Origin of the sequence: Roseateles sp. DB2, from assembly GCF_051857535.1 — a bacterium.
GTDB lineage: Bacteria > Pseudomonadota > Gammaproteobacteria > Burkholderiales > Burkholderiaceae_C > Roseateles_B.
This window is the reverse complement of record NZ_JBPZGY010000003.1, coordinates 326,955-352,252: the sequence shown is the minus strand read 5'-3', so window position 1 is coordinate 352,252 and position 25,298 is coordinate 326,955. Positions and strand designations below refer to the sequence as shown.

Here is a 25,298-nt window from a genome sequence, read left to right as displayed (position 1 = left end):
AGGGCCACGCGAGGGCTGCGCCACCTAATGCTGCGGCTGAATGCGGGCCAAGGGGCGCCCACCCTCAGCCAGCACCAGCGCGACCACGATCTCCCGAGGCAAAGGGGCGTCCGCGATGGAGAAGCTGACGGCATCGAAGTGGTCGAAGCTCCAGGGATCGAGGATGTTGTGGACAGGCACGTCGAGCACAGTGCCTGGCGACGCGCGCTTCACCGTCGAAGGCATCACGGACAGGGCCTGCATCAGGCGCGCCCGCACCGCCTTGCCGAAAAGGGGATGTATCAATGCAGCCGCATGCTCGAGCTCGCCAGAGGTGCCCACAATAGCGCCCTTGCCATAGGCTTCGACCACAGGCATGTCCCCGCCCAGCAGTTGGAGTGCAGACACCGTCAGCTGCTGACCAAGGTCCCGGCCGAGCCCGTAAAGCGCGGACAGATCCTCCTGCCAGCGGCCCGCATACTCGTTCTCTAGCACTGCTGCCGTGACTACGCGGCGCACCGGCCGACCGACCCCGCGCCCCTGCTCCTCGTGGATCTCCTCCAGTTGGCTGAAGAATTTACGAATCCTCATGACAGCTCCTCGCTCGCCAAAACCATGGGGGGCGCCGGAAAGGCACCGCGCGCACGCTCATAGCCGCGGCACACTCGCAGGACCAGCCCGTCGTGGAAACGCGGACCGATGACCTGCAGCCCTATGGGCAAGCCTTCCCTGCTCAAGCCGCAAGGCACGCTGGCCGCTGGCTGCTGGGTCTGGTTGCACCATGAGGTCAGGGGCGGTGCCATGCGCATGTTCGGCGGCAAGCCCGGCGTCGGCGGCGGCATGTGATGAAAGCTGGGGCAGACCAGCACGTCATAACGATCAAAGAAGGCATGCATGGCACTCGCCAGTTCCATGCGTGCCTGCAGAGCGTCCATGAGCCGAGGAGCACTCAGGCGCCGGCCGCAGTCCGCCAAGGCAAGAATCTCCGGGTCCATCAGCTGGCGCTGCGGCTCGGGGGTGCGCCTCACCAGTTGCTCGGAACGGGCCATCCAGAGAATCGAGTGCATCTCACTCTTCATATAGCCTTGCAGGGGCTCCACAGCTTCCAGCCAGCTCACGCGGGCCCCATGCTGTTCCAGGAGACGCGCAGCGTTGCAGGCGGCGCTTGCGATCTGCGGGTCCACCTCAATCACGCCCAGTGACACGCTGAAGGCCACCCGCAGCCCTTCAACGCCCCGGTTGAGCCCACGGCAGAAGTCCTCGACCGGACCGCCGAAGGACTGCCAGTCCGATGGCCAAGGCCGGGCCATGGCATTGAGCATGAGGGCCAGGTCTTGCACACAGCGTGCCATGGGCCCAACGTTGGAGAGTTCCCCCACGTTGTGAGGCTCCTGGGTGGGTACGCGCTTGAAAGAGGGCTTCAAGCCACAGACGCCATTCCAGGCTGCAGGCACCCGTATGGAACCACCACCATCCGTGCCCACGGCCAGCGGACCCATGCGTGCCGCCAGCGCAGCACCCGCGCCGCTGCTGCTGCCACCGGCGCTGAGCGACAGGTCCCAGGGATTGCGGGTCACTCCGGTCAACGGGCTGTCACTGACGATCTTGTTGCCAAACTCCGTGGTGGTGGTCTTGCCAAAGATCACCGCGCCTGCCCGACGCAGCAGGTCGACACACGGAGCATCGACATCCGACAGATGCCCCTGGGGAAGGGTGCAGGAGCCAAACATGGTTGACATGCCACGGGTGGCCACCATGTCTTTCACGGAGACAGGCACACCGTCTAGAGGGCCGCAGGGTGTCCCGCGCAGCCAGCGTTGCTCGGACGACGCTGCATCACGCAGCGCGCCCTCCTCGTCCACAACACGGAAGGCATTGATGTGGGGATCCAGGCTCTGTACCTGGTCAAGCACCGCACGCAGGACCTCGACAGGGGACAAGCTGCTCCCCCGATAGGCGAGCACAAGTTCGCTCGCAGACATTTCAAGCAGCTCGTTCATCATCCGGCCAGGCAGTGGACAGGGACGGTCGGCGTCGTGTCCAGCAATTGGAACGTGCCGTCCGCGCGAGCGCGCGCGACGAGCGCCACACCATTCAGATGTGATCCGCCCGGCCCCAGCACGACGCGGCCGCGCGGCGCGTTGATGACGACGCCCGTCACAGCGGCCTTGATGGAGGAGGCATCGGCTCTGCCCGTCTTGGCCACCGCCGCGGCAAACAGCTTGGCGCCGGTGTAGGTGCTCTCACCGTGAGGCAGCATCACGACATGCCCGCCAACGCGCAGCGGAGTGGAGTCCGCAAACTGCCGCGTATAGGCATCGAGAAAGCGCTGGTTCTCTGGCGTAGGCACGCCCATGAAATAGGGTGACACCCCGACGTTGCCAGAGGACGCGCCCTCCGTCGCCATGGCCAGGGACTCATGAGTGATGTCGGTGATCAACTGCGGCTTCATGCCGAAGCTGTTGTACTGCTTGACGAAGCTGACCGGGTCATCGCCAATGCTGTGCCAGACCACATCCGGCGCCAGGGTCTGGATTTGCTGCAGCACAGGGCCGTAGTCGCGCGTCCCGAAAGGAAAGTAGCGGGTGCCTACGAGCTTGCCGCCGCTGCGATCCACCGCAGCCTGGATCTGCGGCATCAACACACTGCGGTTGCTGCCGATGTCGGAAACCAGCACGAAAAAGGTCTTCCCCCCTTCCTTTGCTGCCCAGTCCACCAAGGGATCGACCCGCTGATTGCTGGACAGGCCTGTCGTCAGCAACAGGGGATGACAACGTCCTTCGTCAAAGTTGGGAAAGATCACCAGGCGCTGCACCCGCCCTGCCACTTGCAAGGCTGCTTCACGCTCGAAGGGCAGCACCATGCCGGTGATCATGGACACGCCGTCACCAATGAGCAGCTTGCGCGCCTTGTCCAGCGCCACCTTGGCCGACATCTGTGTGTCTTCGACGATGATCTTCACTGGCTGGCCCAGCAAGCCGCCTGCGGCGTTGATCTCGTCAACCGCCAGCTTCAGGCAGTTCCGGTTGGTCTCCGCCACGCGCGCCAGCGGACCGCTGAAGGGCGCCAGCAGACCGATACGCATCGGCTCGGCGGCCTTGACAATGGCCGGCGCTGCTCCGCAAGCAATACCGGCAAGCGCACCACGAAGCAGCGTGCGGCGATAGATGTCTGCATTGATCATGAGAGGATCCTTTCCTTGCATGGAATGGTTTGGGGTTGTCACGGGCATCGTCTAGACGCCCAGGAGTTTTTCGAGCGTCTCGATCTCGCCAAGGCCGTTGAGGCGGCCTTCATGAACGATGCGGCCCCGCTCCAGCACCAGCCAGCGCTGCGCCGCATTCATGACCAGGTCCAGGTTCTGCTCGACCAGAACGGCCGAGATCGACAGTTCCTTGCAGAGGCTGGGAATGAGTTCGCCCAGCATCTGGACGACGTTGGGCTGCACGCCGTCGGAGGGCTCGTCCAGCAGCAGCACCTTGGGCCTGGCGCACATGGCCCTGGCGATGGCCAGCATCTGCTGTTCGCCGCCGGACATGGTGCCGCCCATCTGCCGCAGGCGGTGCTTCAGTACGGGAAAGTAGCTGAAGATGATGTCGGGAGGTTCGGTCCTGGCGGGACATGCGGCCTGCAGGTTCTGAAGAACGCTCAGGCGGGGAAAGATCCAGCGCCCCTGCGGGACCAGGCTGACGCCGGCCCGCCCGATGCGGTAGGTGGGCAGCCCCAGCAGCTGCTGTCCTCGGAACTCGATGCTGCCGCTGGTCTGGGGCAGCATGCCCATCACGGCCTTGACCAGGGTGGACTTGCCGGCGCCATTGCGTCCGAGTATGCCCAGGACCTCACCCTTGGCCAGGTGAAACTGGACCCGGTCCAGCACCTGCACGCCGCCGTAGCCAGCGCTCAGATCACGCACGTCGAGCATGATGCACCTCCTTCCCACGGCCGAGGTAGATGCTCCGGATCTGCTCGTCCTGCTCGATGTCAACGAAGGCCCCCTCCCGAATGACCTCACCTTGATGCATGACCAGCGTGCGACAAGCCAGCTGGCGGACAAAGCCGATGTCATGCTCGATCACGACCACGGCGATCTCCCGTGCCAGCCGCCTCAGCAGGTCTGCCATGCGGCGGGTGCCGTCCACGCTCATGCCAGCGGCAGGTTCATCCAACAGGAGCAGACGGGGCTGGCACATCAGAGCCATGCCGATCTCCAGCCACTGACGTTCGCCGTGGGGCAGGCATTCCGCCATCTCGTCGGCACGGTGTCGCAAGCCCGTGAGGCCGAGGATGTCCTGGAGATCCGGCATCGGGACACTGCGGTCAGCCGCCACACCCTGGCCCGCGACGATGAGGTTGTCCCGCACGGTGAGCCACTGGAAGACGTTGGTCCCCTGGAACTTCCGGATCACGCCTCGCCTCGCGAATTCATGGGGCGGCTTGCGGGTCAGGTCCCTGCCGTCGACCAGCAGACGCCCCGAGTTCGGCCGAAGGGTCCCTGACAAGAGGCCCAGCAAGGTGCTCTTTCCTGCACCGTTGGGCCCGATGACACACAGCAGTTCCGCGGGCGCGATGTCCAGTTCGACCCCCTTGACGGCATGAATGCCGCCAAAGGCCACATTTACGCTCTGTGCCTGCAGCAAGCATGGGGCGTTCATGGCTCAACTCCTGCGCCAGCAACGGTGTCAGGCACCGGCGGCGGCTCGGCTCCGGCCTTCCTGCGAGATCGCAGCAAGCCCACGATGCCGTGCGGTAGCGCCAGCACGCACACCAGGAACAAGATGCCCAGGATCAGCGGCCACAGATCAGTGCTATAGCTGCTGACCTCCTGCTGGACACGGGTGAAGAAGACCGCAGCAATCACCGGCCCTATCAGCGTTCCTCGCCCGCCGACAGCCACCCAGAGAATGACCTCCGTGGACAGCAGAATGGAGAAGAGATCCGGCGCCACCACGCCTGCCGTACCCGCATACAAGGCGCCGCTGAATGCCGCGAGGGCTGCGGACAGCGTGAACACAAGCACCAGATGCCAGGAGGTATCAAAGCCGCAATGCTTGGCCCGGAATTCATTCATGCCGATGGCTGCAAGGACCAGGCCGTATCGCGTCCGGATCAGGGCCCAGACGAGCAAGAGGGCAAGGACAAGAGCGAGCAAAGCTGCCAGATAGGACGAGCGTTCATCCGAGAGATCGAGGCTCCAGCCCGGCAGGTCGATACGAATGCCAGGAATGCCCAGAATGCCCACGTCACCACCTGTCACGGATTGCCAGCTGGTCGCCAGTTGACGGGTGATGAGCAACACCGCCATGGTGATGATGGCGAAGAAGTGCAGGCGCACCCCTGCGTACAGCAGGAAATAGCCCACGGCGGCAGCCAAGAGGACAGCCGCAGCCAGCCCGATGCCCATGCCCTGAAGCCAGCTCCATTCCAGCTGCGTAGTGCCAATCGCCACGCCATAGGCCCCGACGCCGAAGAAGACCGCATGGCCCAGCGTGAGCACCATGGCCTTTCCCCACAGCAGGTCATAGCTCAAGGCGAAGATGGCCAGGATCAGGGCATCGCGCATGGCGGTGGTGGCATATGAGGAGAGAAGCCATGGAACGCTAGCCAGGGCGAGCACCAGCAGCCCGCCGACCCAGAGGCTTCGTTTCTCGCCGCGTGCAATGCTGGGCTGACTCAACAATGTGGTCAGCGCGTGCAGACGATGACGCATGGCTCACCCCTTGCCCAGCAGTTGGTGGGCGGCACTGAAGCCAGGCACCAGACCCTGTGGCCGGACCCGGATGAGAGCGATGGCCATGATCAGCACCAGGGCCGAAGCCAGTGAGGGGTCCACGTGGTAGTTCAGCAGCGTCTCGACACTGCCGATCAATGCGCTGCCCGTCACGGCCCCGAGCACAGAACCGATTCCGCCGACCACGATCACGAAGAAAGCCTTGCTGAGGTAGCTGAGCCCCAGATGGCTTTCCACCGAAACGAGCGGGGCCACAAGGACGCCGGCAAAGGCAGCCAGGGCCGCTCCCAGCGCAAAGGCGGAGCGGTTCATCTTTCGGGTATTGATGCCCAGGCCCTCGGCCATGCAAGGGTTCTGGATCACCGCTCGAAGGTGGATGCCGAAGCGCGTGCTCGTGAAAACCAACGCGCAGAAAGTGATCACCGCCAGACTCATGACGATGACAAAGATGCGATAGGCCGGGTACTCCGCACCAAGCAGGGCCAATGAGCCGCTCAGCGGTGTCTGGACCAACTGGGGATGCTTGCCGAAGCTCAGTTCCAGCAGCTTTTGCACGATGAGGCTGACCGCATAGGTCGCCAACAGGGTGTCCAGCGTCCGGTGATAGAGCAAGCGGATGACGCTGACCTCAAGCAGCCACCCGGCCGCGGCGCCGACCAGCGGAGCCACCACCAGCGCCGCCCAGTAGGCCTGGGACCCGCCGGCCTGCTGCATGGCCGCGAGCGTGAAGGCGCCCAGGGTGACGAAGTCACCGTGGGCAAGGTTGACGATGTCCATCATGCCGAAAACGATGGCAAGTCCCAGAGCGACCAGGGCCAGAACGCATACCTGGCTCAGCACATTGAGCAGCAGCACCACGCTCTCACTCATGGAACACCCCCCCGGTGCAAACCGCGACGGCCTCGCCAGGGCGCCCGAAGCGCTGAAGTCCATGACGCTGATTCCGCGCCGAGGCGCGCTGGACGAGCCAAGACCCCGGGTGCAACTCTCGTGAGGACTCTTGCACGAACCCGTGCGAGTGCTCTTGCCGCACCCCAGTCAGGCCGCCCGATCCCTTCTTCGATGCTCTTTTCATCTTTGCTCCTGTGTTAATTTATGATCATAATAGACATGTCAGCACAAAGAGTCAGATAGGTGCTTACCCTTTATCAAGGCCACCAATGCGGCACAAAGCAGAACAAAGCAGCACGAATCGGCATAGAAAAGTGGAAATGCAGGATCAGACAAGAACGAGGGGCATGACAAGCCCCGGGGAGAGTCTTTCTCATCAATCCTATTTATTAGCATGATTAACCTAAGGAACGACAATGCCACCGTTGCACCACCTGAGCGCCACTGAGCTGGTTGGCCACTACGCGACCAAGACCTTGTCACCTGTCGAAGTCGTTCGCGCCCTGCTGGACCGGCATGACGAACTGGCAGACGAACTCAACGCGTTCTGTTTCATGAACCGGGACAGTGCACTTCAGCAGGCGCGCGCCTCCGAGGCGCGCTGGCGCGCAGGCAAGGCCCTGAGCACGCTCGACGGCATTCCGGTGTCCATCAAGGACAACCTGGGCACGGACGACATGCCCACGCGCTTCGGCTCGTTGGCCGTAGACGCCGATCGCATCCAGTTGCCCGACAGTCCGGCGGTCCGGCGCCTGCGCGATGCCGGCGCGGTGATCTTCGGCAAGACGACCCTCCCGGACTTTGCCCACAAGATCACCACGGACAGCCTGCTCAGCGGCGTCACACGCAACCCCTGGAATCTGGCGCGCAGTCCGGGCGGATCCAGCGGCGGCGGCGCGGCCGCAGTGGCCGCCGGGCTGGGCCCGTTGGCACTGGGCACCGATGGCGGCGGGTCCATCCGCATTCCGGCTGCGTTCACCGGCATCTATGGCTTCAAACCCAGCTTCGGGCGCGTCCCCCACCACCCCCGCGGCGCGTTTGCAATGCTGAGTCATGTCGGCCCGATGGCGCGAACCGCGGAAGACGCGGCAGCCATGATGAACATCATTTCGCGCCCCGATCCCCGCGACTGGTACGCCCTGCCTTACGACCCGACTGACTACCGCTCCTCCCTGAGAACGCCACTGCCCCGCCTGCGGGTGGCCTTCAGCCCCTCGTTAGGTCTGGAAAAACAGGCCGATCCAGAAATTCAGGCCGCACTGAAGCGCAGTGCCCGCATCCTGGAGTCGATGGGCGCCCACGTCGAGATGAAAGACCCGCCCGCCGTGCTGCAGTGCCTGCAAATCCACGGTGTGCTGTGGAGCGCCTTTGCCGCGAGGCTCGCGGATTCACTGGGCGATGCCGCCCACAAGCTGGACCCCTCCTTGAAGGACTTGGTAGAGGCGGGCCAGCAACTACCTCCGCACTGCATCCTGGACGCCCTGGCGCGCCGGGGCGAGGCGGGCCGTGAAATCAACGAGTTCTTTACACAGTACGACCTCGTGCTTTGCCCGGTCCACCCAACTCTGCCGCCGACGCTCAGCACCGATTTGCGACTGAGCCCTCCCTATCCGGTCTACACCCCCTGGTGCAATCAACTCGGACTGCCGGCCGCCAGCCTCTATGCCGGCAACAGCGCCGAAGGCCTTCCCATAGGCCTGCAGTTGGTGGGGCGCCAGTACGACGACACCACGGTATTGAAGGCGAGCCACGCCTTTCAACAGGCTGTCGGCCATTCCAAGCTGGCCGAACCGCCCTTCAGGATGGAACCGGCTGACGCCCTACTCCAGGAACGGGATCGCAATCCAGCCTGACCCGCCCTTCCAGCGCACCAGGCTTCCGCCGCCAGAACGCCGCAGCGGCAGCCACTACCAGCATCGATGACAGCGCCAGCATCCCCCTCGCCGGCCTCCGTCGATGACGCCCTCCCTGCATAGAGGCCGCTGTACTTCCGACACATCCGGCGACTCTCACGCAGAGCCTCCGGCCAAAGCAGCGAAGCACTCAACGACCGCGAATTGACGGCCCATGTCTACTTTTCGCATCGCCAGTTCGGGTTTTCCCCGTCGGTCTATTTCTGATCATAAATATGATCCACAAGCACCCACTTCTGCATTCAAAGGGTGGGGGATCTTGTCAACTCAACAAAGGAAATCACTATGAAATGGACTTCTGCCATCAGCGCGGCGTCATCTTTATTTGTTGTAATGAATTCAGCCTACGCACAGAACAGCGTCAAGCTGTATGGGCTCGTCAATGCGGGCGTCGGCTCCTACCAATTGGCGGGAGCGAACCGGATCAAGGCCGTCAGTTCGGGAGACATGAGCACCAGCTTCTGGGGCATCAGCGGTGCGGAGGATCTGGGCAGCGGGCTCAAGGCCCAGTTCGCGCTGGAGAGCTTCATCGGCATGGACACGGGCGCCGCTGGGCGTTTCGCTGGCGATGCCATGTTCGCCAAGAATGCCTACGTCGGGCTCAGTGGTGGCTTCGGGCAACTGCGCGTGGGCCGTAACACCAGTCAGATGTTTGTTTCGCTGCTGCTGTTCAACAGCTTTGGTGACTCCTTTGGCTTTTCGCCGACGCTCCTGCATTACTACCTTGACGGCCGCGACATCCCCATCAGCAAGACAGCCCGCCTTCAGAACGACACCGCTTGGCGCAACTCGGTCAGCTACATCAGCCCCATGATGTCCGGGCTGCGCGTGAATCTGCAAGGAGCGCTGGGTGAAGGCACCGGCAAGTCCAGCTATGCCGCCACGCTGCAGTACTTCGGCGACCCGTTCAGCGCGACGCTGGCCTACCAGGCCGTCGGCACCGATGCCGCCGCCCCCACCAACGGCAATCGCGAAAAGACCTTCAATCTGGGCGCTTCCTACGACATCAGGGTCATCAAGTTCTATGCCCAGTACGGCCAGATCGACGATGAGTCCTACGGCAGCAAGCTGCGCATTTACGACATCAGCGCAGAGGTCCCCGTCAATGGCAACGGGAAGATACTGGCCGCCTGGGGCCACTCCAAGGTCCGCACAGGGACGTTCACCGGCATCATTCCCCTGCGGACAGGCAACACCCACAAGACACTCAGCCTCGGCTACGACCATTCCCTGTCCAAGCGCACCGATCTCTACGCCGTCTACATGAACGACAAGATCGACGGGCTCCACAACGGGAACAGCCTGGCCGTGGGCCTGCGCCACAGTTTCTGATCAACGCGGCCCGGCTTCCCCTTTCGTCTTCACGGCTCATCCGCCAGCGAAGCCGCGCGGGGCCGCGCAAGCTGCCCACAAGGCAGCCGCCACCCGCCAGGCCTGCCCCGCCGGGCTTGCTGGAGCCCCGGCTGCCAGGTGAGCGACAATCCGCAGATGGAATATCCTGGCAATCTCTTCGTGGTCGCCGCACCCAGCGGCGCCGGCAAATCCAGTCTGGTCAAGGCCTTGCTGGAACTGGACGCCAAGCTGGCAGTCTCGATCTCCCATACCTCGCGCGCACCTCGCGGCCAAGAGCAGCACGGTCGCGAGTATTGGTTCATCACGCCCGATGAATTCCGCGCCAAGACCCAGCGCGGTGAGTTCTTCGAGTGGGCCGAAGTGCATGGCAACCTCTATGGCACCTCCCGTGCCGCCATTGAGGAGCGCATGAAGCAAGGCGAGGACGTGGTGCTGGAGATCGACTTCCAGGGTGCCCTGCAGATCAAGCAACTCTTCCCCTACGCAGTGCTGGTCTTCATCCTGCCGCCGAGTTGGGAGGAACTTCGCCAGCGCCTGACGCGCCGCGGCGACACGGCCGAGGAGGTCATCGAACGCCGGATGGCCAATGCCCGCGTCGAGGTTGCCCAGGCGCACAAGTTCGATTTTGTCGTGGTGAATGCCGTGTTCGAGACCGCACTTTTCGACTTGAAGGCCATCGTGCACGCGCAGCGGTTAAAATACGCCTCTCAGCGTCGCAGCAAGTCCGCCGTCTTCAAGGCTCTGGACTTGCCCTAAGTCTGGGTTTCAGCCCTGAGACCCCGACTGCAGACCTCCCTGAACATCATCACTGGAACCCCCCATGGCCCGCATCACCGTCGAAGATTGCCTGACCAAGATCCCCAACCGCTTCCAGCTGGTGCTCGCTGCCACCTATCGCGCTCGCATGCTGAGCCAGGGTCACAGCGCCAAGATCGAGAGCAAGAACAAGCCGGGCGTGACCGCCCTGCGCGAGATCGCCGCAGGCGAAGTCGGCATCGAAATGCTGCGCAAGGTGCCGGTCTGAGGTTTGGCCGTGCAGGATGAAGGCGCCCAGACGGGCGCCTTTTTTCATGGTTTGCCCGCATCCGTGCGGCGGGCATGCAAGCTTCCCCGTCGCAATTTGTCCTGCTGCCTGCGGGCGGCCCTGGGCTTGTGTTAATTTCGCTCCATGGGTCTTCGCTCCTTTGCTGCCTCCTTGCCCGCCGCGCTGATGCCGGGCCTGCACAAGACCGCCCCCGAGCCCACACAGGCCGAGGCGGCGTCCTTTGACGCCCTGCTGCACCGTCTGAGCTACCTGCCCAAGTCCGACATCAAGCGCATCCGCGAAGCCTACAAGTTCGCAGACGAAGCGCATTTGGGCCAGTTCCGGGCCAGCGGCGAGCCCTATATCACCCACCCGATCGCCGTGGCCGGCATCTGCGCAGAATGGCGGCTTGACGCGCAAGCCATCATGGCCGCGCTGATGCATGACGCCATGGAGGACTGCGGCGTCACCAAGACGGAACTCATCGAGCGCTTCGAGGCCCCGACCGCCGAGTTGGTGGATGGCCTCACCAAGCTGGACAAGCTGCAGTTCTCCACCAAGGAAGAGTCGCAGGCCGAGTCTTTCCGCAAGATGCTGCTAGCGATGGCGCGAGATGTGCGCGTCATCCTGATCAAGCTGGCGGACCGTCTGCACAATATGCGGACCATGGGCCACATGGCCTTCGAGAAGCGCCGCCGCATCGCGCGCGAGACCCTGGACATCTACGCCCCCATCGCCCATCGCCTGGGCCTCAACGAGATCTACCGGGAGCTGCAGGAGCTGTCCTTCCAGTACATCCATCCCTGGCGCCATGGCGCCCTGTCCAAGGCCATCGCCAAGGCGCGCGGCAACCGGCGCGACCTGGTGTCGCGCATCGAGCGGGATGTGGTCAAGGCTTTTGCAGACGCCGGCCTGAAAGTCGAGATCCAGGGGCGCGAAAAGACGCTCTTCTCCATCTACAAGAAGATGCGCGAGAAGCACCTGAGCTTCGCGCAGGTGAGTGACATCTTCGGGTTCCGCGTTGTGGTGGACGAACTGTCCCAGTGCTATCTGGCCCTGGGCGTGCTGCACCAGCTGTACAAGCCGCAGCCTGGCCGCTTCAAGGACTACATCGCCATCCCCAAACCCAACGGCTACCAGAGCCTGCACACCACCCTGGTCAGCCCCCTGGGCACGCCGGTGGAGTTCCAGATGCGCACCGAGACCATGCACATGGTGGCCGAAAAAGGTGTGGCGGCACATTGGCTGTACAAGGCCAAGGGCAATCCACAGGCCGTGCAGCAGCTGGGCTCGCGCTGGCTGCAGTCCCTGATCGACATCCAGGACGAGACCCGCGACGCCAGCGAGTTCCTGGAGCACGTGAAGATCGACCTCTTCCCCGACGCGGTCTACGTCTTCACGCCCAAGAGCAAGATCATGGCCCTGCCGCGCGGCGCCACGCCGGTGGACTATGCCTACGCCATCCACTCGGACGTTGGCGACCACTGCGTCGCCGCCAAGGTCAACGGCGAACCCGTGCCCTTGCGCGCCGAGTTGCGCAGCGGTGACGTGGTGGAGATCATCACCGCCACCGGTGCCCGTCCGAATCCGGCTTGGCTCAGCTTTGTCCGCACGGGCCGCGCCCGCTCCAAGATTCGTCATTTCCTCAAGAACCTGGAGCAGGAGGAGTCGCGCGAGCTGGGCCAGAAAATGCTCGCCCAGGCCCTGCGCGCCGAAGGCCTGGCCCTGCCCAGCCTGGACATGGAAGACCACGAAGCGCATGCGCTGTGGCAAGACCTCGCCAAATGGGCCGGCAACCGCAATGTTCATGAGTTGCTGGTGGAGGTCGGCCTGGGTCGCAAGATAGCGACCATCGTGGCCAAGAAGATGGCTCGCATGCTGGCGGCTCAGGGCCAGCGGCCGGACGCGGTCACCCTCACCCTGGGGCGCTTCGGTGCCACCGATGACCAGACCACCCAAGGCCAGATCACGCTGGACGGCAGTGAGGGCGCTTCGGTGCGGTTGGCAAGCTGCTGCCGGCCCGTGCCGGGCGACGACATCAAGGGCTATCTGGGTCGCGGCGAGGGCCTGATCGTCCACACCGCGGAATGCCAGGTCGGCCGGCGCCTTTTCCAGCGCGACAGCGAGCACTGGATCGCCGTAGCCTGGGCCGACGAGATGACTCGCAGCTTCGAGGCTGCCATCGGCGTGCTGATGCGCAACGGCAAGGGTGTGCTGGCCCAGATCGCCACCGCTGTGAGTACCGCAGAAGCCGACATCACGCACATCTCCATGAGCGATGAATCACAGGCCCGGGAGACAGCCGAAATGCAGCTGCTGATCTCGGTACGCGATCGCCTGCATGTGGCGGAGGTGCTGCGCATGCTGAAGCGCTCGCCCGCAGTGCTTCGGGTCTGGCGCATCAAGCCCTGACGATCCTGGCGTCGTCTGCTTGGCCCATCCAGGGGGTCAGGTCTTGCCAGGTGCAGGGTAGCGAACCTCCAGCACCTCCAGCTGCTCCAGTCCGCCAGGCGTCATCAGCTGGACTTCGTCGCCTTCGCGAGCCTTGAGCAGAGCCCGGGCGATCGGTGAGACCCAGCTGACCTCGCCCTTGAGGCTATCCGCCTCATCGATGCCCATGATGGTGATGGTGCGCTCCTCGCCTTTGCTATTGGCATAGGTGACTGTCGCGCCGAAGAAGATCTGGTCGCTGCCATGGTGCAAGGCCGGGTCTGCGACCTCGGCGATATCCAGTCGTTTGGTCAGGAAACGCAGACGGCGGTCGATCTCTCGCAGCCGCTTCTTGCCGTAGAGGTAGTCGCCGTTCTCCGAACGATCCCCGTTCTTCGCGGCCCAGGATACCGTCTCTACGATCTTCGGACGCTCGACATCCAGCAGCTCCATGAACTCCGCGCGCAGCCGGGCATAGCCCTGGGGCGTGATGTAGTTGCGCGTGCCCGCCGGCAGCGGCGGCAGACCGGGGACGTCATCGTCGTCATCCCCGTCGTTTTCCTTGGTGAAGGCCTTGCTCATGCGTGTATTGTCTCGTCAAGTCACAAGAAAGCGCTGGGCCGCCCCAGGCCTCTCTGCCCGCTCGGGACAACTGGCACGAAAGGGCAAGTCCGAGGTCCGGCGACGAGGAAGCTTGGGGACATTCATTCGGTAGTCCGGTTCTAAAGGAGCAGCATGGCAGCGGGACCTTTAGCAGGTGTGCGAATCATTGAGCTGGCCGGCATAGGCCCCTGCCCGTTTGCCGGCATGCTGATGGCAGACATGGGTGCCGAGGTCATTGTGGTGGAGCGTCCGGCGGCGCAGCGCAGCCTGGGCGGCGGCGGAGCCATGAACCGTGGCAAGCGCTCCCTGGTGCTGGACCTGAAGAAGCCTGAGGCGCGGGAAGCACTACAGCGGCTGGTCCAGCGTGCCGATGGGCTGATCGAGGGCTATCGCCCTGGTGTCATGGAGCGCCTGGGGCTAGGCCCCGCCTCGTTCGAGCAAGACCATCCCCGCCTGGTATTCGGCCGGGTGACCGGTTGGGGCCAGACAGGCCCCCTGGCCCAGGCCGCTGGGCATGACATCAACTATGTGGCCCTCAGCGGTTTGCTAAGCCTCAGCCAGCGCCCCGGACAGGCGCCTACCCTCCCCGCTACCGTTGTGGGTGACATGGCCGGCGGCGGACTCTTGCTGGCCTTCGGCATGGTGTGCGCCCTGATGGAGGCCAGAATCTCTGGCCGCGGCCAGGTGGTGGATGCAGCCATGCTCGACGGCGCCAATCTGCTGGGCAGCCTGGTGCGCAGCCTGGCAGGTCAGGGCCATTGGCCTGACCTGCCCGCGCAGAATTTCTTCCTGCACAGCAGCCCTTTCTACGACAGCTTTGAATGCGCGGACGGGCGATTCCTGAGCCTGGGCGCCATTGAACCCGCCTTCTACCAGGAGCTGCTGCAGCGCCTCGAGCTCACGGATGTGGACCCGGCCTTGCAGATGTGCAACGAGCACTGGCCGCGCCTGCGGCAGCGGGTCGCACACCGGCTGAAGGAGAAACCCCTTGATGCCTGGGTGGCCCTGCTGGAAGGTACCGAAGCCTGCGCAGCCGGGGTATTGAGCCTGGACGAAGCACCCTTGCATCCCCATCAGCTGGCACGCCAGGCCTTCACCCAGGTCGGTGGGCAATGGCAGGCGCAGCCGGCGCCCCGCTTTTCGCGCAGCCACACCCGAAGCCCCGGCGCACCACCCCAGGCGGGCGAGCAGAGCGCGGACATTCTGTCCGAATTGAATCTACCTGAAGCCGTAATCGCTGTACTGCTCAAGGACAGCTTGCCCAGCGGACAGCCCTGAAGGCTGGAGGCGGTCCGCCCCGCCTCGTGGCGGGCAACGTCAGCACCTTCGGCACGAAGGCCAGCTTGCGCGCAGTGCAGGGGATTTGCCGGACACACTGCAGTGTTGAACGAAGGAATGGCGGTCGAGCGGAAGGCGGTCGAGCGATAAGGCGGTCGAGCAACAAAGCCGCCCGATAAAGACACCCGATAAAGCAGCAGCCCAAAACAAAAAAGGTCTGTGATTTCTCACAGACCTTTTCATTTCTTCTTGTTATTGGCGCGGCTGGCAGGATTCGAACCCACGACCCCTTGGTTCGTAGCCAAGTACTCTATCCAACTGAGCTACAGCCGCTTGTATTTAGTTGAGCCCTAGATTGTAGCGCGATTTTTGATTGAACCGCAAGCCAGAACTCATATTTTTATTCCGGAGTGTCTTGATACTTTTCAGTATCTCGACGCACACCTCAAACTCAAAACTCGTGAAAAACAGCGCCATGCAGCAGCAGTTTTTCGTCGCTTTCCGGAGTGCTTTCTGGAGATTTTCCAGATTTCCCAGATTGCTCAATTTTTGAAATTTTGGCGCGGCTGGCAGGATTCGAACCCACGACCCCTTGGTTCGTAGCCAAGTACTCTATCCAACTGAGCTACAGCCGCCGAAGCCTTGAACTATAGCATGGGTTTTTGAAGAGATGCAAGTTTCAGTTCATTTTTCCTCTTGCAGATCTCATCGGCACGCTATGCCCCCCCTGAGCACCCCTGAGCACCCGCCCGACGCCCGAGATGATCCCCGGGGCGCCCCCCCCCCCCAGAGTGCGCCCAATTCAAGCCAGCAGGGCCGCGGCCTCGAAGCAGCGGGCACGGCGCTCAGCATCGCCATCGTTCTCGGCAAGATCGGCCAGCTTGAGCCAGCTGCGGCGTCGCGCGGCAATGCCCAGTTGGCGGTCTTCGGCAGCCTGCTCCAGCATGAGCCTGGCCTTGCCCCAAAGTTGTCGCTCAGCAAGGGCATGGCCCAGCGCATACGACAGGCCCGGGTCACGCGCATGCCGCTGCATCAGCCCCTCCAGGCGCTGCAACCATTCCGGTCCCACGCCCGGCATGCACTGCACCAGAGCCTCGGCCAGCGCAGCACGTTCCTCGCCCTGCAGATCGCCGTAGTTGTCCCAGGACGGACGCAACCAGCCGCGGCCATCATCCGGCGCACCCAGGCCGGCAGCACATTGCGCCGCACGGGCAGCCACAAAAACATCGCGACGGTCCGCCGCATCCAGTTGCTGCCAGCTGGCGCGCAGTTGGTCGATGTCGCGGGAGGACTCCAGAGCCTCCACCGCGAGGGAACGCAGCAGGCCCTGGGCGGCCGATTTGGAGAAGCCCTGATGCTTGGCCAGCAGGCGCGCGGTGCGCAGGGCCTCCAGGGGCTGGCGGGCCAGGCGCGCGGCCTGAAGCTTGAGTCGCAGGGCCTGGGTGCGACGGGCGACACCGGGCGTCAACTCGGCGAGGATCTGACTGGCGCGATGGGCGTCGCGGTCGTCCAGAGCCCACTCAGCGGCCAGCAGCTTGGCGCCCTCTTCCTGGGCCTTGGCCTGGGAGGACGACTGCGCGAACTGCAGGGCCATCTGCAGTTGCTCATCCCGACGGCGCTTGTCCTGGAGCCTGTGGGCGCTCTGGGCCGCAAGCAGATGGCTCAGGGCCATGAAAGCCTGGTCCTGCGCCAGGTCAGGCGTCTGCGACTGGATGTTCAAGGCACGCTGCACCGCCTTCTGGGCGCGACCGTAACGGGCACCGAAATACTCGGCCAGAGCCTCGCGCAAGGCCAGCTGAGCGCTGCGCTCGCGCTGTGAAAGGCGCCACTCTCGGGCGCGACGCGGAAGGGAAACCAGGGAATTGACGGTCTGTATCAGCGTCACCAGCGCAAAGCAGCCCGCTACCAGGGTCAGCAAGAAGAGGTTGAGCGAGACGTCCAGCCGCCAGCCATTCCAGTAGAAGCTCGCCAGGCCATCATTGCTGCCCAGGGTCAGCGCGGCCACCACCGCCGCCGCAAAAAGCAGCACCAGCCAGATCACGGTACGCATGGACCTGCCTCCCTCAGCGACCAGCCGCGGCCAGGGCCGCGAGGCTGTCATCGGGACGCGGCACCGCCACCTGGCGCGCCTGCCCCTGCACTTGGCGAAGCAGCTCGGCGGCAGACTGGGCCTTGCGGGAACGCATGTCGACATAGCGATCCAGCAGGGCCAGGGCCTCGCGCAGGTCCGACTGCGCCGTGTCGTACTGGCGACTCAGCAGTGCCAGCCGCGCATTGAGCAGACGCAGTTTCAGGTTCTCACGGAGGAAATAGCCCTGTTCGGGGGTGATCAGTGCGGCCTCCGGATGGCTGATCCGCGTGACCCGCACCAGCGACTTGGTTTCCTGCCAGACCTGGCTGCTCAGCGCCTGCCAGCGGCTCTGGGCCAGGCCCCACCAGGCATCCCAGCCTTCCGGGGCTGCGGCCGGCCTGGCGCCGGGGCTGGCCACCTTGCGGGGCTTGGCGTCAGGCTTGGCTTCGGAGCGCGCCGCGCCCTCGGCCTGCACCGCCCTTTCGGCCACCGACAGCAAGGGCAGCTCATCGGTCAGGCGGGCGACCTCATCCAGCTTGATGCCCAGCGTGGCCACGTCGACCACGCTGACTGCCTTGACCCGGTCCAGGTCGCGGATCACCGCCCGGCGCACGCCCTCGAGCCGGGGCTGCTTGTAGCGCTGCAGGCGTTCGTCTGCCTGCTTGAGTGCAGACACCAGCGGCTCGGCGCTGCCGGTGATGCTGGTCTGCTGCAGTGCCACACGCAGCGAGGCCTCGATGTCGCCCAGCACGTTCTCGTCGCGCGAGCGGGACATGGACTGGATCAGTTCCTCCAATTGCCCCCGCTGCAGCGACACCTCGGCGAGCCTGGCGTCCACCAAGGCCAGCTTCGCTGACGTTTCCTGGGCAATCTCCTGCGCCCGGCTGGCCATGCTGCGGGCATCGGAAGCCTGGGTCTGGCTCTGCTCCTGGCGACGCACCAGCTCCTGCTCCAGTTGCCGTACACGGCTGTGCCCCTGCCAGGCCACGCCCAAGGCGCCCAGGGACAGCACACCCAGTGCCATCAGGACCAGGGTCAGCGAACCCGGCGTGCCGGCGCGGGCCGGCACTTTCTCGGGCAGCACGGAGGCGCTCTCGGGCTCGGAAGCCGGGGCGCTGCGGGGGATGTCTTGCTCGCTCACAGTGCCGCGGATTGTAGGGTTCAGTCCCAGGGGCCTTGCAGGGCCATGGCCACGGCTGCTGCGTCCGGTCGCGTCAAAACCACATGGCCCAGGCCCAGCCGCCTCGCGCGCTCGGCAATACGCTCATGCGTCCCGATGGCGCGGCTGTGAGACCAGTCCACTGACGCCCCCGCCAACTCGGGCAAGTGATCAATGGCTTCCGCGCTGCTGAAGAGCCAGACATGCGCCCGGGGCTGGGCCAGGGCACGATCCAGCACCGCCCGCTCCGCAGGCGTCCAGCGCGGTGGCTGCCGGCGGTAGACGCTCAGGGCCTCCACGCGGGCGCCGGCCTCCCTGAGGCGCTCTGCCAGCCACTCCCGCCCACCGTCGCCGCGAACCAGCAGCACCTGGCGGCCGCGCCAGTCCTCGGCGGACAGCACAGGCCACAGGTGCTCGGAATCCAGGCTCGGCGAATCGGCCGGGGGCTGCCGCAACAGCTCCGGCGGCACGCCCTGACGCAACAAGGCCTGCGCACTGCCCGGCCCGACCGTCGCGGCCAGGGTGCGTGCGGGCCAGCGCTGGCCTGCAGGCCGGGCGGCGAAGAAATGCTCGACCGCATTGGGGCTGACGAACATCAGCAGTGACTGCGCGCCCAGGCCTTCCCAAGCCTGGCGGACCGGCGCGGGATCCAGCGGCGCGATGTCCAGCAAGGGCAGGCAGTCGCAGGCCACACCCAGCCGGCCCATGCGCTCGACCCAATCCTGGGCCTGAGCGCGGGGACGGGTGAGGATGAGCCGCGGCACATCGCCGCGGGGATCCCCCGCCTGACCCGGCCTGAAGGGATCAGGCACAGCGCAGATAGCCCTCGGCTCCCTGCGCTCGCAGGGCGTCTGCGGCCTGCAGGCCCAGGGCGCGCGCGGCCGCCTCGTCAGCGGGGCTGCCCTGCAGCAGCGCCCTCAACAGTGGTCGCTCAGGCTGCTCCGGATGGCCCAGGGCCACATCCAGATGCAACTGCGCGCCCTGCCATTGCGCATGGGCAGCCAGGGGTACCGAGCAACTTCCGCCCAGGCTGCGCGAGACCGCGCGTTCGGCCTGCGTGGCCAGCCAGGTGCGAGGATCACTCAAGGTCGCCAGCGCCTGAGCAAGCGCCGAAGCGTCGGCACGGACCTCCAGGCCCAGCGCGCCCTGCCCCGCGCAGGGAATCATCTGGTCCACGGCAAAGCAGGACCGGATGCGCTGTTCCAGGCCCAGGCGCTTGAGCCCTGCCGCGGCCAGCACGATGGCGTCATAGCCGCCCTCGTCCAGCTTGCGAAGCCGGGTGTCCAAGTTGCCGCGCAGCGGTTCGACACGCAGGTCCGGCCGCAAGTTCTTGAGCTGCACCACGCGGCGCAGGCTGGAGGTGCCCACCAACGCGCCCTGCGGCAGTTCGTCCAGGCTGGCGAACTTGTTGGACACAAAGGCATCGCGCGGGTCCTCGCGCTCCAGGATGGCCACCAGGGCAAAGCCTTCGGGCAGGTCCATGGGCACGTCCTTGAGCGAATGCACGGCCAGTTGGGCGCGGTCTTCCGTCAGCGCCGTTTCCAGCTCCTTGACGAACAGGCCCTTGCCGCCGACCTTGGACAAGCTGCGGTCCAGGATCTGGTCCCCCCGGGTGGTCATGCCCAGGAGTTCCACGGCAGCCCCCAGGCGCTGTTCCAGCAAAGCCTTCACATGTTCGGCCTGCCAGAGGGCGAGCCTGCTTTCGCGCGTTGCGATCACTATCTTTTCCATCATGGTGGGATGCTAGCGCAGCGCCGTGGCCGCTCAGCCACGCTCCTGTCAAAGAAACTGATAAAGTCAAACAAAGGTAACTTGGTTACATTGCCGAGTCGAGGCCGAAATGCCTCGGCCATGGCAAGCACGCTACCCTCCGCAATTCCCAGCACCCGCGCTCCGGAACCCGTCTCCGGACGCCAACCCCGAGCCGCCATGCCAGCCCGTCCTGACGCTTCCGCCCCCGATCGAGCCCCTCGCGCCGCTGCCGCCAGCACCCCGTCTGGCACCCCGTCTGGCACCAGGGCCGGCACCAGGGCCGGCACCAAGACTACCGGCAAGGCAGCCAAGGTGCGCACGCTGACCCCGCGGCAAGCAGAGGACAAGAACCAGCCCCTGATGGAGGACATCCGCCTGCTGGGCCGCATCCTGGGCGAGGTGATACGCGAGCAGGAGGGTCGCGAGGCTTATGAGCTGGTCGAGCGCGTGCGCAAGCTCTCGGTAGCCTTTCGCCACAAGCACGATGCGCAGGCCGGCAAGACCTTCGACAAGCTGCTCAAGAGCCTCTCAGGTGAGCAGACAGTCAGTGTGATCCGCGCCTTCAGCTACTTCTCGCATCTGGCCAATATCGCTGAGGACCGCCACCATGTCCGCCGCCGTGAGATCCACGAGCGCGCCGGCAGCCTGCAGGCCGGCTCGCTGGCCTATTGCATGGAACGCCTGCACGAGGCCGGGGTGCGCCCCGCCGAAGTGGCCCGCACCCTGCAGCATGGCTTCATCTCGCCGGTGCTGACAGCCCACCCGACGGAAGTGCAGCGCAAGAGCATCCTGGACGCCGAGCGCGCCATCGCGGAGCTGGTCGAGCAGCGCGACCGCCTGCAGACCGAGCGCGAGCGGCGCGACAACGAAAACCTCATCCGCGCCCGCATCACCCAGCTGTGGCAGACGCGCATGCTGCGCTATTCCAAGCTGACGGTGGCCGACGAGATCGAGAACGCCCTCTCCTACTACCACGCCACCTTCCTGCGCCAGATCCCCAAGCTCTACGGCGAGCTGGAGGAGGCCCTGCCTGGCCATGAGCTCAACAGCTTCCTGCGCATGGGCCATTGGATAGGCGGGGACCGCGACGGCAATCCCAATGTCACCGCAACCACCCTGCGCCATGCGCTCAAGCGCCAGAGCGAGGTGGCCCTGCGCCACTACCTGACCGAGCTGCACGAGCTGGGCGCGGAGCTGTCCATCTCGGCGCGGCTGGCCCAGGTCAGCCCGGCCATGCAGGCGCTGGCAGAGCGCAGCCCCGATCGCAATGAACATCGCATGGACGAGCCCTACCGGCGCGCCCTCACCGGCATGTACGCCCGCATGGCCGCCACGCTGCACGCACTGACGGGCACCGAGGCATTGCGTCATGCCGTCGCGCCGCAGGACCCCTACCTGACGCCCGAGGAGCTGCTGGTCGACTTGCGCGTGATCGCCGACTCGCTCCAGACCCATCACGCCGGCGCCCTGATTGCTCCGCGCCTCAAGCCCCTGATCCGGGCTGTGCAGGTCTTTGGCTTCCACCTGGCCACCCTGGACCTGCGCCAGAGTTCGGACCAGCACGAGCTGGTGATCGCAGAGCTGCTGGCCACCGCCCGCGTCTGCCCGGACTACGCCACGCTGGACGAAGCCGCGCGCCGCCAGCTGCTGCTGGGCCTGCTCAACGATGCCCGGCCGCTGCGCGTGGTCGGCGCCGAGTACAGCGAGCGCTGCCAAGGCGAGCTGGCCATCTTCGAAGCAGCCCGCGAGTCCCTGCAGCGATTCGGCCGCGAGGCCATCCGCCACTACATCATCAGTCACACCGAGACCGTCAGCGACCTGCTGGAGGTGGCGCTGCTGTTCAAGGAGGTGGGCTTGCTGCGCGGGGTGCTTGACGGCGAGGCGATCAGCGACCTCATCGTCGTGCCCCTCTTCGAAACCATCGGCGACCTGCGCGAGGCGCCCTTGATCATGAGCGAGTACTACGCCCTGCCCGGCGTGGCCGCGCTGGTGAAGCGCTCTGGCGCCGAGCAGGACATCATGCTGGGCTACTCGGACTCCAACAAGGACGGCGGCGTCTTCACCAGCAACTGGGAGCTCTACCGCGCCGAGATCGCCTTGGTGGGCCTCTTTGACCAACTCAAGGCCCGCCATGGCATTACCCTGCGGCTCTTCCACGGCCGCGGAGGCACGGTGGGTCGCGGTGGCGGCCCCAGCTACCAGGCCATCCTGGCCCAGCCCCCGGGCACGGTGAACGGGCAGATCCGGCTGACCGAACAGGGCGAGGTGATCGCCTCCAAGTACGCCAACCCCGACATCGGCCGGCGCAACCTCGAGACCCTGGTGGCCGCGACACTGGAGGCCACGCTGCTGCACCCTACCAAGAGCGCACCCAAGTCCTTCCTGGATGCCGCCCAGCAGCTCTCGGATGCCAGCTTCGCGGCCTACCGCGGCCTGGTCTACGACACCAAGGGCTTTGCCGACTACTTCTTCTCGTCCACGCCCATCCGGGAGATCGCCGAGCTCAACATCGGCTCGCGACCGGCCTCCCGCAAGGCCACCCGTGCCATCGAGGACCTGCGCGCCATCCCCTGGGGCTTCAGCTGGGGCCAGTCCCGCGTGGCCCTGCCGGGCTGGTGCGGCTTCGGCTCGGGCGTGGCGAGTTTCCTGGAGGCTGATCCGGCCCAGCGGGAGCAACGACTGGCCCTGCTCAGGCGCATGCACAAGCAGTGGCCCTTCTTCCGCACCCTGCTGTCCAACCTCGACATGGTGCTGGCCAAGACCGATCTGGGCCTGGCCCAGCGCTACGTGGACCTGGTCGAGGACAGGAAGCTGGGCAAGCGCATCTTCGCGGCCATCGAGGCAGAGTTCCGCCGCACCCAGCAGGCGGTAGCCATGATCAGCGGCGAGAAGCACAACCTGGCCAGCAACCCGGCCCTGGCGCGCTCCATCGCGCACCGCTTCCCCTACATCGACCCCCTGCACCATTTGCAGGTCGAGCTGATGCGCCGCTACCGCGCCATCCCGATCGAGAAGCGGGCCGAGGACCCGAGCATGGAACGCGTGCAGCGCGGCATCCATCTCTCCATCAACGGCATTGCTGCCGGCCTGCGCAATACCGGCTGACAGGAGGTGGCGGGGCTCAGCGCCCTCCCGCCGCCGTGCCGCTGGCCAGCGCCTCCCTCACGACCGCTACCTGGCGCCGCGAGACCGACAGCCACTCATCCACCGGCGCCACGCGCACGGCCCAGCCCTCGCCGGACTCCGCATCCGGCTCGCCGCCAGGCTGGGCCAGGTGCCGCCCCAGCTCGCGCAGGGCCTTGCGTGCCACCAGGGCATTGCGATGGATGCGCAGGAATCGCTCGCACAGGCGCTGCTCCAGCTCGGTCAAGGAGCCTTCCATGATGTAGCTCTGCCCAGCGGTGCGCACGGTCAGGTACTTGAGCTCGGCCTTGAAATAGAGCACCTCGGCCAGGGGTACACGGATCAGCCGCCCTCGCTCAGCGATGGTCAGGAACTCTCCGTCCGGCAGTGCTTCAGTCTCGGCTTGCGCGCTCTGCCAGGTGGCGGCAGCCAGACGCTCGTGCAGGCGGGCGCGGGCACGCTCCACGGCCGACTGCAGCCGTTCGCGACGCACCGGCTTGGTCAGGTAGTCCAGGGCCTCGATCTCGAAGGCTCGCAGCGCATGGCCGGCGTGGGCCGTCACGAAGATCACGATGGGCCGATGAAGCAGCCCCTCCAGGGACTGCGCCAGCTGCAGTCCATCCGGCCCGGGCATCTGGATGTCCAGGAAGACGAGGTCACAGGCGTGCTCCTTCAGCCAGACTAGGGCCTGAGCAGAGGAAGCCGCCTCCCCCAGCACACGCACGGGCAGCCCGGGCAGGCCTTCCAGCAGGCCGCGCAGCCGCAGCCGCGCCAGGGGCTCGTCATCGACGATCAGCGTGCGCAAGGGGGCCTCACCGGGCGGCGTCATCACAGGCATCATCAGGACTGAAGAGGCAGCAGGATCTTCACGACATAGCGCCCGGCTTCGGCATGAAGCTCGAACTGGGCCGCCACATCATGCATCAGCAGCAGGCGCTCGCGGACGTTGTCCAGGGCCAGGCCATGCCCGGGTCGGGAAGGCCCCTGGCCCACGGTATTGCTCACGCGGACCTCGACCTGCCCCCCCCTGCGGCGGGTGAGCACTTCGATCTCGCCGCCCTCATCATTGGGCTCGACCCCATGGCGCACGGCGTTCTCCACCAGGGGCTGCAGCATCAGCGGCGGCACCTGCACGGCGCCGGCCTGCGGGTCCAGCCGCCACTGCACGCGAAGGCGCTCGCCAAAGCGTATCTGCTCGATCTCCAGGTAGCGCCGCGCCAGTTCTATCTCTTCGTCCAGGCTGACCGCAGCGCCGTTCTCGCTGAGCGCCACGCGAAAGAGCTCCGCGAGGTCCTCCAGCACCTTCTCGGCGCGCTGCGGATCCAGCTGAACCAGCACGATGGCAGAGTTCAGGGTGTTGAAGAGAAAGTGCGGCCGGATGCGTGACTGCAGCTCCACCAGTTGCGCCAGCGCTGCCGCCGGGCGTTGCCAGCGCTGCCGGCTGCGCAGCCACAGCCACAGCGACGAAGCCACGGCCCCACCGCTGAGCGCCACCGCCGTGAAGCGGAACAGGGTACCGGGTTCCCCGGCGGCCGCGTTGAGCAGGCGCCAGGCCAGGCTGGCACACAGCGCGCCCAGGGCGGACAGGATCAGCCACTGCCCGCCGCTGCCCAGGCGCCCCAGCAGGTGCTTGCCTGCGCAGACGAGGACCAGCCAGGCCAGGACCGCCGTCATGGAGACGAAGCTGGCACTGGACAGCTGCCATAGCCACTGCTGCAGGTCCGCCGCCTGCAGGGCGATGCCCAGGGACAGGAGGATCTGCACACCCAGCACGGCACGCAAGGCCAGCCCCATGTGGCAGACATCGAAGAGCTGGGCGCGGCGCGCCGCGTCCTCAGCCTGCGCCGCGCCGGGCGGCTCCGGGAGCATGGGCGGCAGCAGCGTCGTGCTGGTGTCCGGGACAGACGTGAGCGGAGACGAGGGCGGCTGCTTCATGAGCTTCGAAGGCTGGGCGGCGACAAGGCAGGGTCTGGCCTGGTGGGCAGTCTTTAGAA

22 protein-coding genes and 2 tRNA genes are annotated in these 25,298 nt (G+C 65.5%); 7 read left to right on the top strand and 17 right to left on the bottom strand.

Annotated elements, in window-relative coordinates:
* Nucleotides 1-24: 24 nt before the first annotated feature.
* From ACS5PK_RS06595 to ACS5PK_RS06565, 7 genes are read right to left on the bottom strand one after another with little or no spacing between them, the layout of a single operon-like run.
* Nucleotides 25-570, bottom strand: coding sequence for an amino acid synthesis family protein (locus ACS5PK_RS06595; protein WP_439439435.1), 546 nt, complete (start codon nucleotides 568-570; stop codon nucleotides 25-27).
* A complete protein-coding gene (locus tag ACS5PK_RS06590) occupies nucleotides 567-1,961 on the bottom strand; it encodes an amidase family protein (protein WP_439439434.1) in 1,395 nt (464 codons plus the stop codon). The genes ACS5PK_RS06595 and ACS5PK_RS06590 overlap by 4 nt, the downstream gene beginning before the upstream one ends.
* A 17-nt stretch (nucleotides 1,962-1,978) precedes the next feature.
* A complete protein-coding gene (locus tag ACS5PK_RS06585) occupies nucleotides 1,979-3,163 on the bottom strand; it encodes an ABC transporter substrate-binding protein (RefSeq protein ID WP_439439433.1) in 1,185 nt (394 codons plus the stop codon).
* A 51-nt stretch (nucleotides 3,164-3,214) separates the two neighbouring features.
* The gene (locus tag ACS5PK_RS06580) at nucleotides 3,215-3,901 is read right to left on the bottom strand and encodes an ABC transporter ATP-binding protein (protein ID WP_439439432.1); all 687 of its coding nucleotides are present in this window, start codon (nucleotides 3,899-3,901) and stop codon (nucleotides 3,215-3,217) included.
* Complete coding sequence (locus ACS5PK_RS06575) at nucleotides 3,885-4,631, bottom strand: ATP-binding cassette domain-containing protein (RefSeq protein ID WP_439439431.1); 747 nt, start codon at nucleotides 4,629-4,631, stop codon at nucleotides 3,885-3,887. Before ACS5PK_RS06575 ends, ACS5PK_RS06580 begins: the two co-directional genes overlap by 17 nt.
* Nucleotides 4,628-5,686 (bottom strand): branched-chain amino acid ABC transporter permease, encoded by a 1,059-nt coding sequence (locus ACS5PK_RS06570; RefSeq protein WP_439439430.1) that lies wholly within the window; start codon nucleotides 5,684-5,686, stop codon nucleotides 4,628-4,630. Before ACS5PK_RS06570 ends, ACS5PK_RS06575 begins: the two co-directional genes overlap by 4 nt.
* Nucleotides 5,687-5,689: 3 nt before the next feature.
* Nucleotides 5,690-6,577 carry a branched-chain amino acid ABC transporter permease gene (locus ACS5PK_RS06565; RefSeq protein WP_439439429.1) on the bottom strand — a complete coding sequence of 296 codons (888 nt, stop codon included), beginning with the start codon at nucleotides 6,575-6,577 and terminating at the stop codon, nucleotides 5,690-5,692.
* 437 nt (nucleotides 6,578-7,014) lie between these two features.
* Here ACS5PK_RS06565 and ACS5PK_RS06560 point away from each other — a divergent pair, with 437 nt between their 5' ends.
* The 5 genes from ACS5PK_RS06560 (at nucleotide 7,015) to ACS5PK_RS06540 (ending at nucleotide 13,300) form a co-directional block, all read left to right on the top strand.
* A complete protein-coding gene (locus tag ACS5PK_RS06560; RefSeq protein ID WP_439439428.1) occupies nucleotides 7,015-8,451 on the top strand; it encodes an amidase family protein in 1,437 nt (478 codons plus the stop codon).
* A 393-nt stretch (nucleotides 8,452-8,844) separates the two neighbouring features.
* Entirely contained in the window at nucleotides 8,845-9,843 is a 999-nt protein-coding gene (locus tag ACS5PK_RS06555; protein ID WP_439439427.1) for a porin, read from the top strand.
* 156 nt (nucleotides 9,844-9,999) lie between these two features.
* Entirely contained in the window at nucleotides 10,000-10,620 is a 621-nt protein-coding gene (gene gmk / locus ACS5PK_RS06550; RefSeq protein ID WP_439439426.1) for a guanylate kinase, read from the top strand.
* Nucleotides 10,621-10,684: 64 nt separating this feature from the next.
* Nucleotides 10,685-10,888 (top strand): DNA-directed RNA polymerase subunit omega, encoded by a 204-nt coding sequence (rpoZ, locus tag ACS5PK_RS06545; protein WP_183102758.1) that lies wholly within the window; start codon nucleotides 10,685-10,687, stop codon nucleotides 10,886-10,888.
* A 144-nt stretch (nucleotides 10,889-11,032) separates the two neighbouring features.
* Nucleotides 11,033-13,300 (top strand): RelA/SpoT family protein, encoded by a 2,268-nt coding sequence (locus tag ACS5PK_RS06540; protein ID WP_439439425.1) that lies wholly within the window; start codon nucleotides 11,033-11,035, stop codon nucleotides 13,298-13,300.
* A gap of 36 nt (nucleotides 13,301-13,336) precedes the next feature.
* Here the strand turns inward: ACS5PK_RS06540 and greB are convergent, their stop codons facing one another.
* On the bottom strand, nucleotides 13,337-13,900 hold the full coding sequence (gene greB / locus ACS5PK_RS06535) for a transcription elongation factor GreB (RefSeq protein WP_439439424.1): 564 nt from the start codon (nucleotides 13,898-13,900) through the stop codon (nucleotides 13,337-13,339).
* A gap of 153 nt (nucleotides 13,901-14,053) precedes the next feature.
* Here greB and ACS5PK_RS06530 point away from each other — a divergent pair, with 153 nt between their 5' ends.
* Nucleotides 14,054-15,199, top strand: coding sequence for a CaiB/BaiF CoA transferase family protein (locus tag ACS5PK_RS06530; protein WP_439439423.1), 1,146 nt, complete (start codon nucleotides 14,054-14,056; stop codon nucleotides 15,197-15,199).
* Between the two features lie 256 nt (nucleotides 15,200-15,455).
* Here the strand turns inward: ACS5PK_RS06530 and ACS5PK_RS06525 are convergent.
* The 7 genes from ACS5PK_RS06525 to hemC form a co-directional block, all read right to left on the bottom strand.
* Nucleotides 15,456-15,532, bottom strand: a tRNA-Arg gene (locus ACS5PK_RS06525).
* A 118-nt stretch (nucleotides 15,533-15,650) separates the two neighbouring features.
* On the bottom strand, nucleotides 15,651-15,785 hold the full coding sequence (locus tag ACS5PK_RS06520; protein WP_439439422.1) for a hypothetical protein: 135 nt from the start codon (nucleotides 15,783-15,785) through the stop codon (nucleotides 15,651-15,653).
* A tRNA-Arg gene (locus ACS5PK_RS06515) sits at nucleotides 15,758-15,834 on the bottom strand. Before ACS5PK_RS06515 ends, ACS5PK_RS06520 begins: the two co-directional genes overlap by 28 nt.
* A gap of 167 nt (nucleotides 15,835-16,001) precedes the next feature.
* Nucleotides 16,002-17,249 (bottom strand): heme biosynthesis HemY N-terminal domain-containing protein, encoded by a 1,248-nt coding sequence (locus tag ACS5PK_RS06510; RefSeq protein WP_439439421.1) that lies wholly within the window; start codon nucleotides 17,247-17,249, stop codon nucleotides 16,002-16,004.
* A 13-nt stretch (nucleotides 17,250-17,262) separates the two neighbouring features.
* A complete protein-coding gene (locus ACS5PK_RS06505; RefSeq protein WP_439439420.1) occupies nucleotides 17,263-18,411 on the bottom strand; it encodes a uroporphyrinogen-III C-methyltransferase in 1,149 nt (382 codons plus the stop codon).
* A 20-nt stretch (nucleotides 18,412-18,431) separates the two neighbouring features.
* On the bottom strand, nucleotides 18,432-19,193 hold the full coding sequence (locus ACS5PK_RS06500) for a uroporphyrinogen-III synthase (protein ID WP_439439419.1): 762 nt from the start codon (nucleotides 19,191-19,193) through the stop codon (nucleotides 18,432-18,434).
* A 40-nt stretch (nucleotides 19,194-19,233) separates the two neighbouring features.
* Nucleotides 19,234-20,163, bottom strand: coding sequence for a hydroxymethylbilane synthase (hemC, locus tag ACS5PK_RS06495; protein WP_439439418.1), 930 nt, complete (start codon nucleotides 20,161-20,163; stop codon nucleotides 19,234-19,236).
* A gap of 117 nt (nucleotides 20,164-20,280) precedes the next feature.
* Here hemC and ppc point away from each other — a divergent pair, with 117 nt between their 5' ends.
* Nucleotides 20,281-23,286, top strand: coding sequence for a phosphoenolpyruvate carboxylase (ppc, locus tag ACS5PK_RS06490; RefSeq protein WP_439439417.1), 3,006 nt, complete (start codon nucleotides 20,281-20,283; stop codon nucleotides 23,284-23,286).
* 16 nt (nucleotides 23,287-23,302) lie between these two features.
* Here the strand turns inward: ppc and ACS5PK_RS06485 are convergent, their stop codons facing one another.
* Both ACS5PK_RS06485 and ACS5PK_RS06480 read right to left on the bottom strand, forming a co-directional pair.
* Complete coding sequence (locus tag ACS5PK_RS06485) at nucleotides 23,303-24,133, bottom strand: LytR/AlgR family response regulator transcription factor (protein ID WP_439439416.1); 831 nt, start codon at nucleotides 24,131-24,133, stop codon at nucleotides 23,303-23,305.
* A gap of 11 nt (nucleotides 24,134-24,144) precedes the next feature.
* Nucleotides 24,145-25,239 (bottom strand): sensor histidine kinase, encoded by a 1,095-nt coding sequence (locus ACS5PK_RS06480; RefSeq protein ID WP_439439415.1) that lies wholly within the window; start codon nucleotides 25,237-25,239, stop codon nucleotides 24,145-24,147.
* Nucleotides 25,240-25,298: the final 59 nt, after the last annotated feature.

What these genes read in the sequence shown, in the direction of transcription:
- ACS5PK_RS06580 (WP_439439432.1), bottom strand. Translation starts at nt 3,901, where the DNA reads ATGCTCGACGTGCGTGATCTGAGCGCTGGCTACGGCGGCGTGCAGGTG.
- ACS5PK_RS06510 (WP_439439421.1), bottom strand. Translation starts at nt 17,249, where the DNA reads ATGCGTACCGTGATCTGGCTGGTGCTGCTTTTTGCGGCGGCGGTGGTG.
- ACS5PK_RS06480 (WP_439439415.1), bottom strand. Translation starts at nt 25,239, where the DNA reads ATGAAGCAGCCGCCCTCGTCTCCGCTCACGTCTGTCCCGGACACCAGC.
- ACS5PK_RS06565 (WP_439439429.1), bottom strand. Translation starts at nt 6,577, where the DNA reads ATGAGTGAGAGCGTGGTGCTGCTGCTCAATGTGCTGAGCCAGGTATGC.
- hemC (WP_439439418.1), bottom strand. Translation starts at nt 20,163, where the DNA reads ATGATGGAAAAGATAGTGATCGCAACGCGCGAAAGCAGGCTCGCCCTC.
- ppc (WP_439439417.1), top strand. Translation starts at nt 20,281, where the DNA reads ATGGCAAGCACGCTACCCTCCGCAATTCCCAGCACCCGCGCTCCGGAA.
- ACS5PK_RS06555 (WP_439439427.1), top strand. Translation starts at nt 8,845, where the DNA reads ATGAATTCAGCCTACGCACAGAACAGCGTCAAGCTGTATGGGCTCGTC.
- ACS5PK_RS06540 (WP_439439425.1), top strand. Translation starts at nt 11,033, where the DNA reads ATGGGTCTTCGCTCCTTTGCTGCCTCCTTGCCCGCCGCGCTGATGCCG.
- ACS5PK_RS06485 (WP_439439416.1), bottom strand. Translation starts at nt 24,133, where the DNA reads ATGACGCCGCCCGGTGAGGCCCCCTTGCGCACGCTGATCGTCGATGAC.
- ACS5PK_RS06585 (WP_439439433.1), bottom strand. Translation starts at nt 3,163, where the DNA reads ATGATCAATGCAGACATCTATCGCCGCACGCTGCTTCGTGGTGCGCTT.
- ACS5PK_RS06575 (WP_439439431.1), bottom strand. Translation starts at nt 4,631, where the DNA reads ATGAACGCCCCATGCTTGCTGCAGGCACAGAGCGTAAATGTGGCCTTT.
- greB (WP_439439424.1), bottom strand. Translation starts at nt 13,900, where the DNA reads ATGAGCAAGGCCTTCACCAAGGAAAACGACGGGGATGACGACGATGAC.
- ACS5PK_RS06530 (WP_439439423.1), top strand. Translation starts at nt 14,054, where the DNA reads ATGGCAGCGGGACCTTTAGCAGGTGTGCGAATCATTGAGCTGGCCGGC.
- ACS5PK_RS06590 (WP_439439434.1), bottom strand. Translation starts at nt 1,961, where the DNA reads ATGTCTGCGAGCGAACTTGTGCTCGCCTATCGGGGGAGCAGCTTGTCC.
- ACS5PK_RS06560 (WP_439439428.1), top strand. Translation starts at nt 7,015, where the DNA reads ATGCCACCGTTGCACCACCTGAGCGCCACTGAGCTGGTTGGCCACTAC.
- ACS5PK_RS06570 (WP_439439430.1), bottom strand. Translation starts at nt 5,686, where the DNA reads ATGCGTCATCGTCTGCACGCGCTGACCACATTGTTGAGTCAGCCCAGC.
- rpoZ (WP_183102758.1), top strand. Translation starts at nt 10,685, where the DNA reads ATGGCCCGCATCACCGTCGAAGATTGCCTGACCAAGATCCCCAACCGC.
- gmk (WP_439439426.1), top strand. Translation starts at nt 10,000, where the DNA reads ATGGAATATCCTGGCAATCTCTTCGTGGTCGCCGCACCCAGCGGCGCC.
- ACS5PK_RS06595 (WP_439439435.1), bottom strand. Translation starts at nt 570, where the DNA reads ATGAGGATTCGTAAATTCTTCAGCCAACTGGAGGAGATCCACGAGGAG.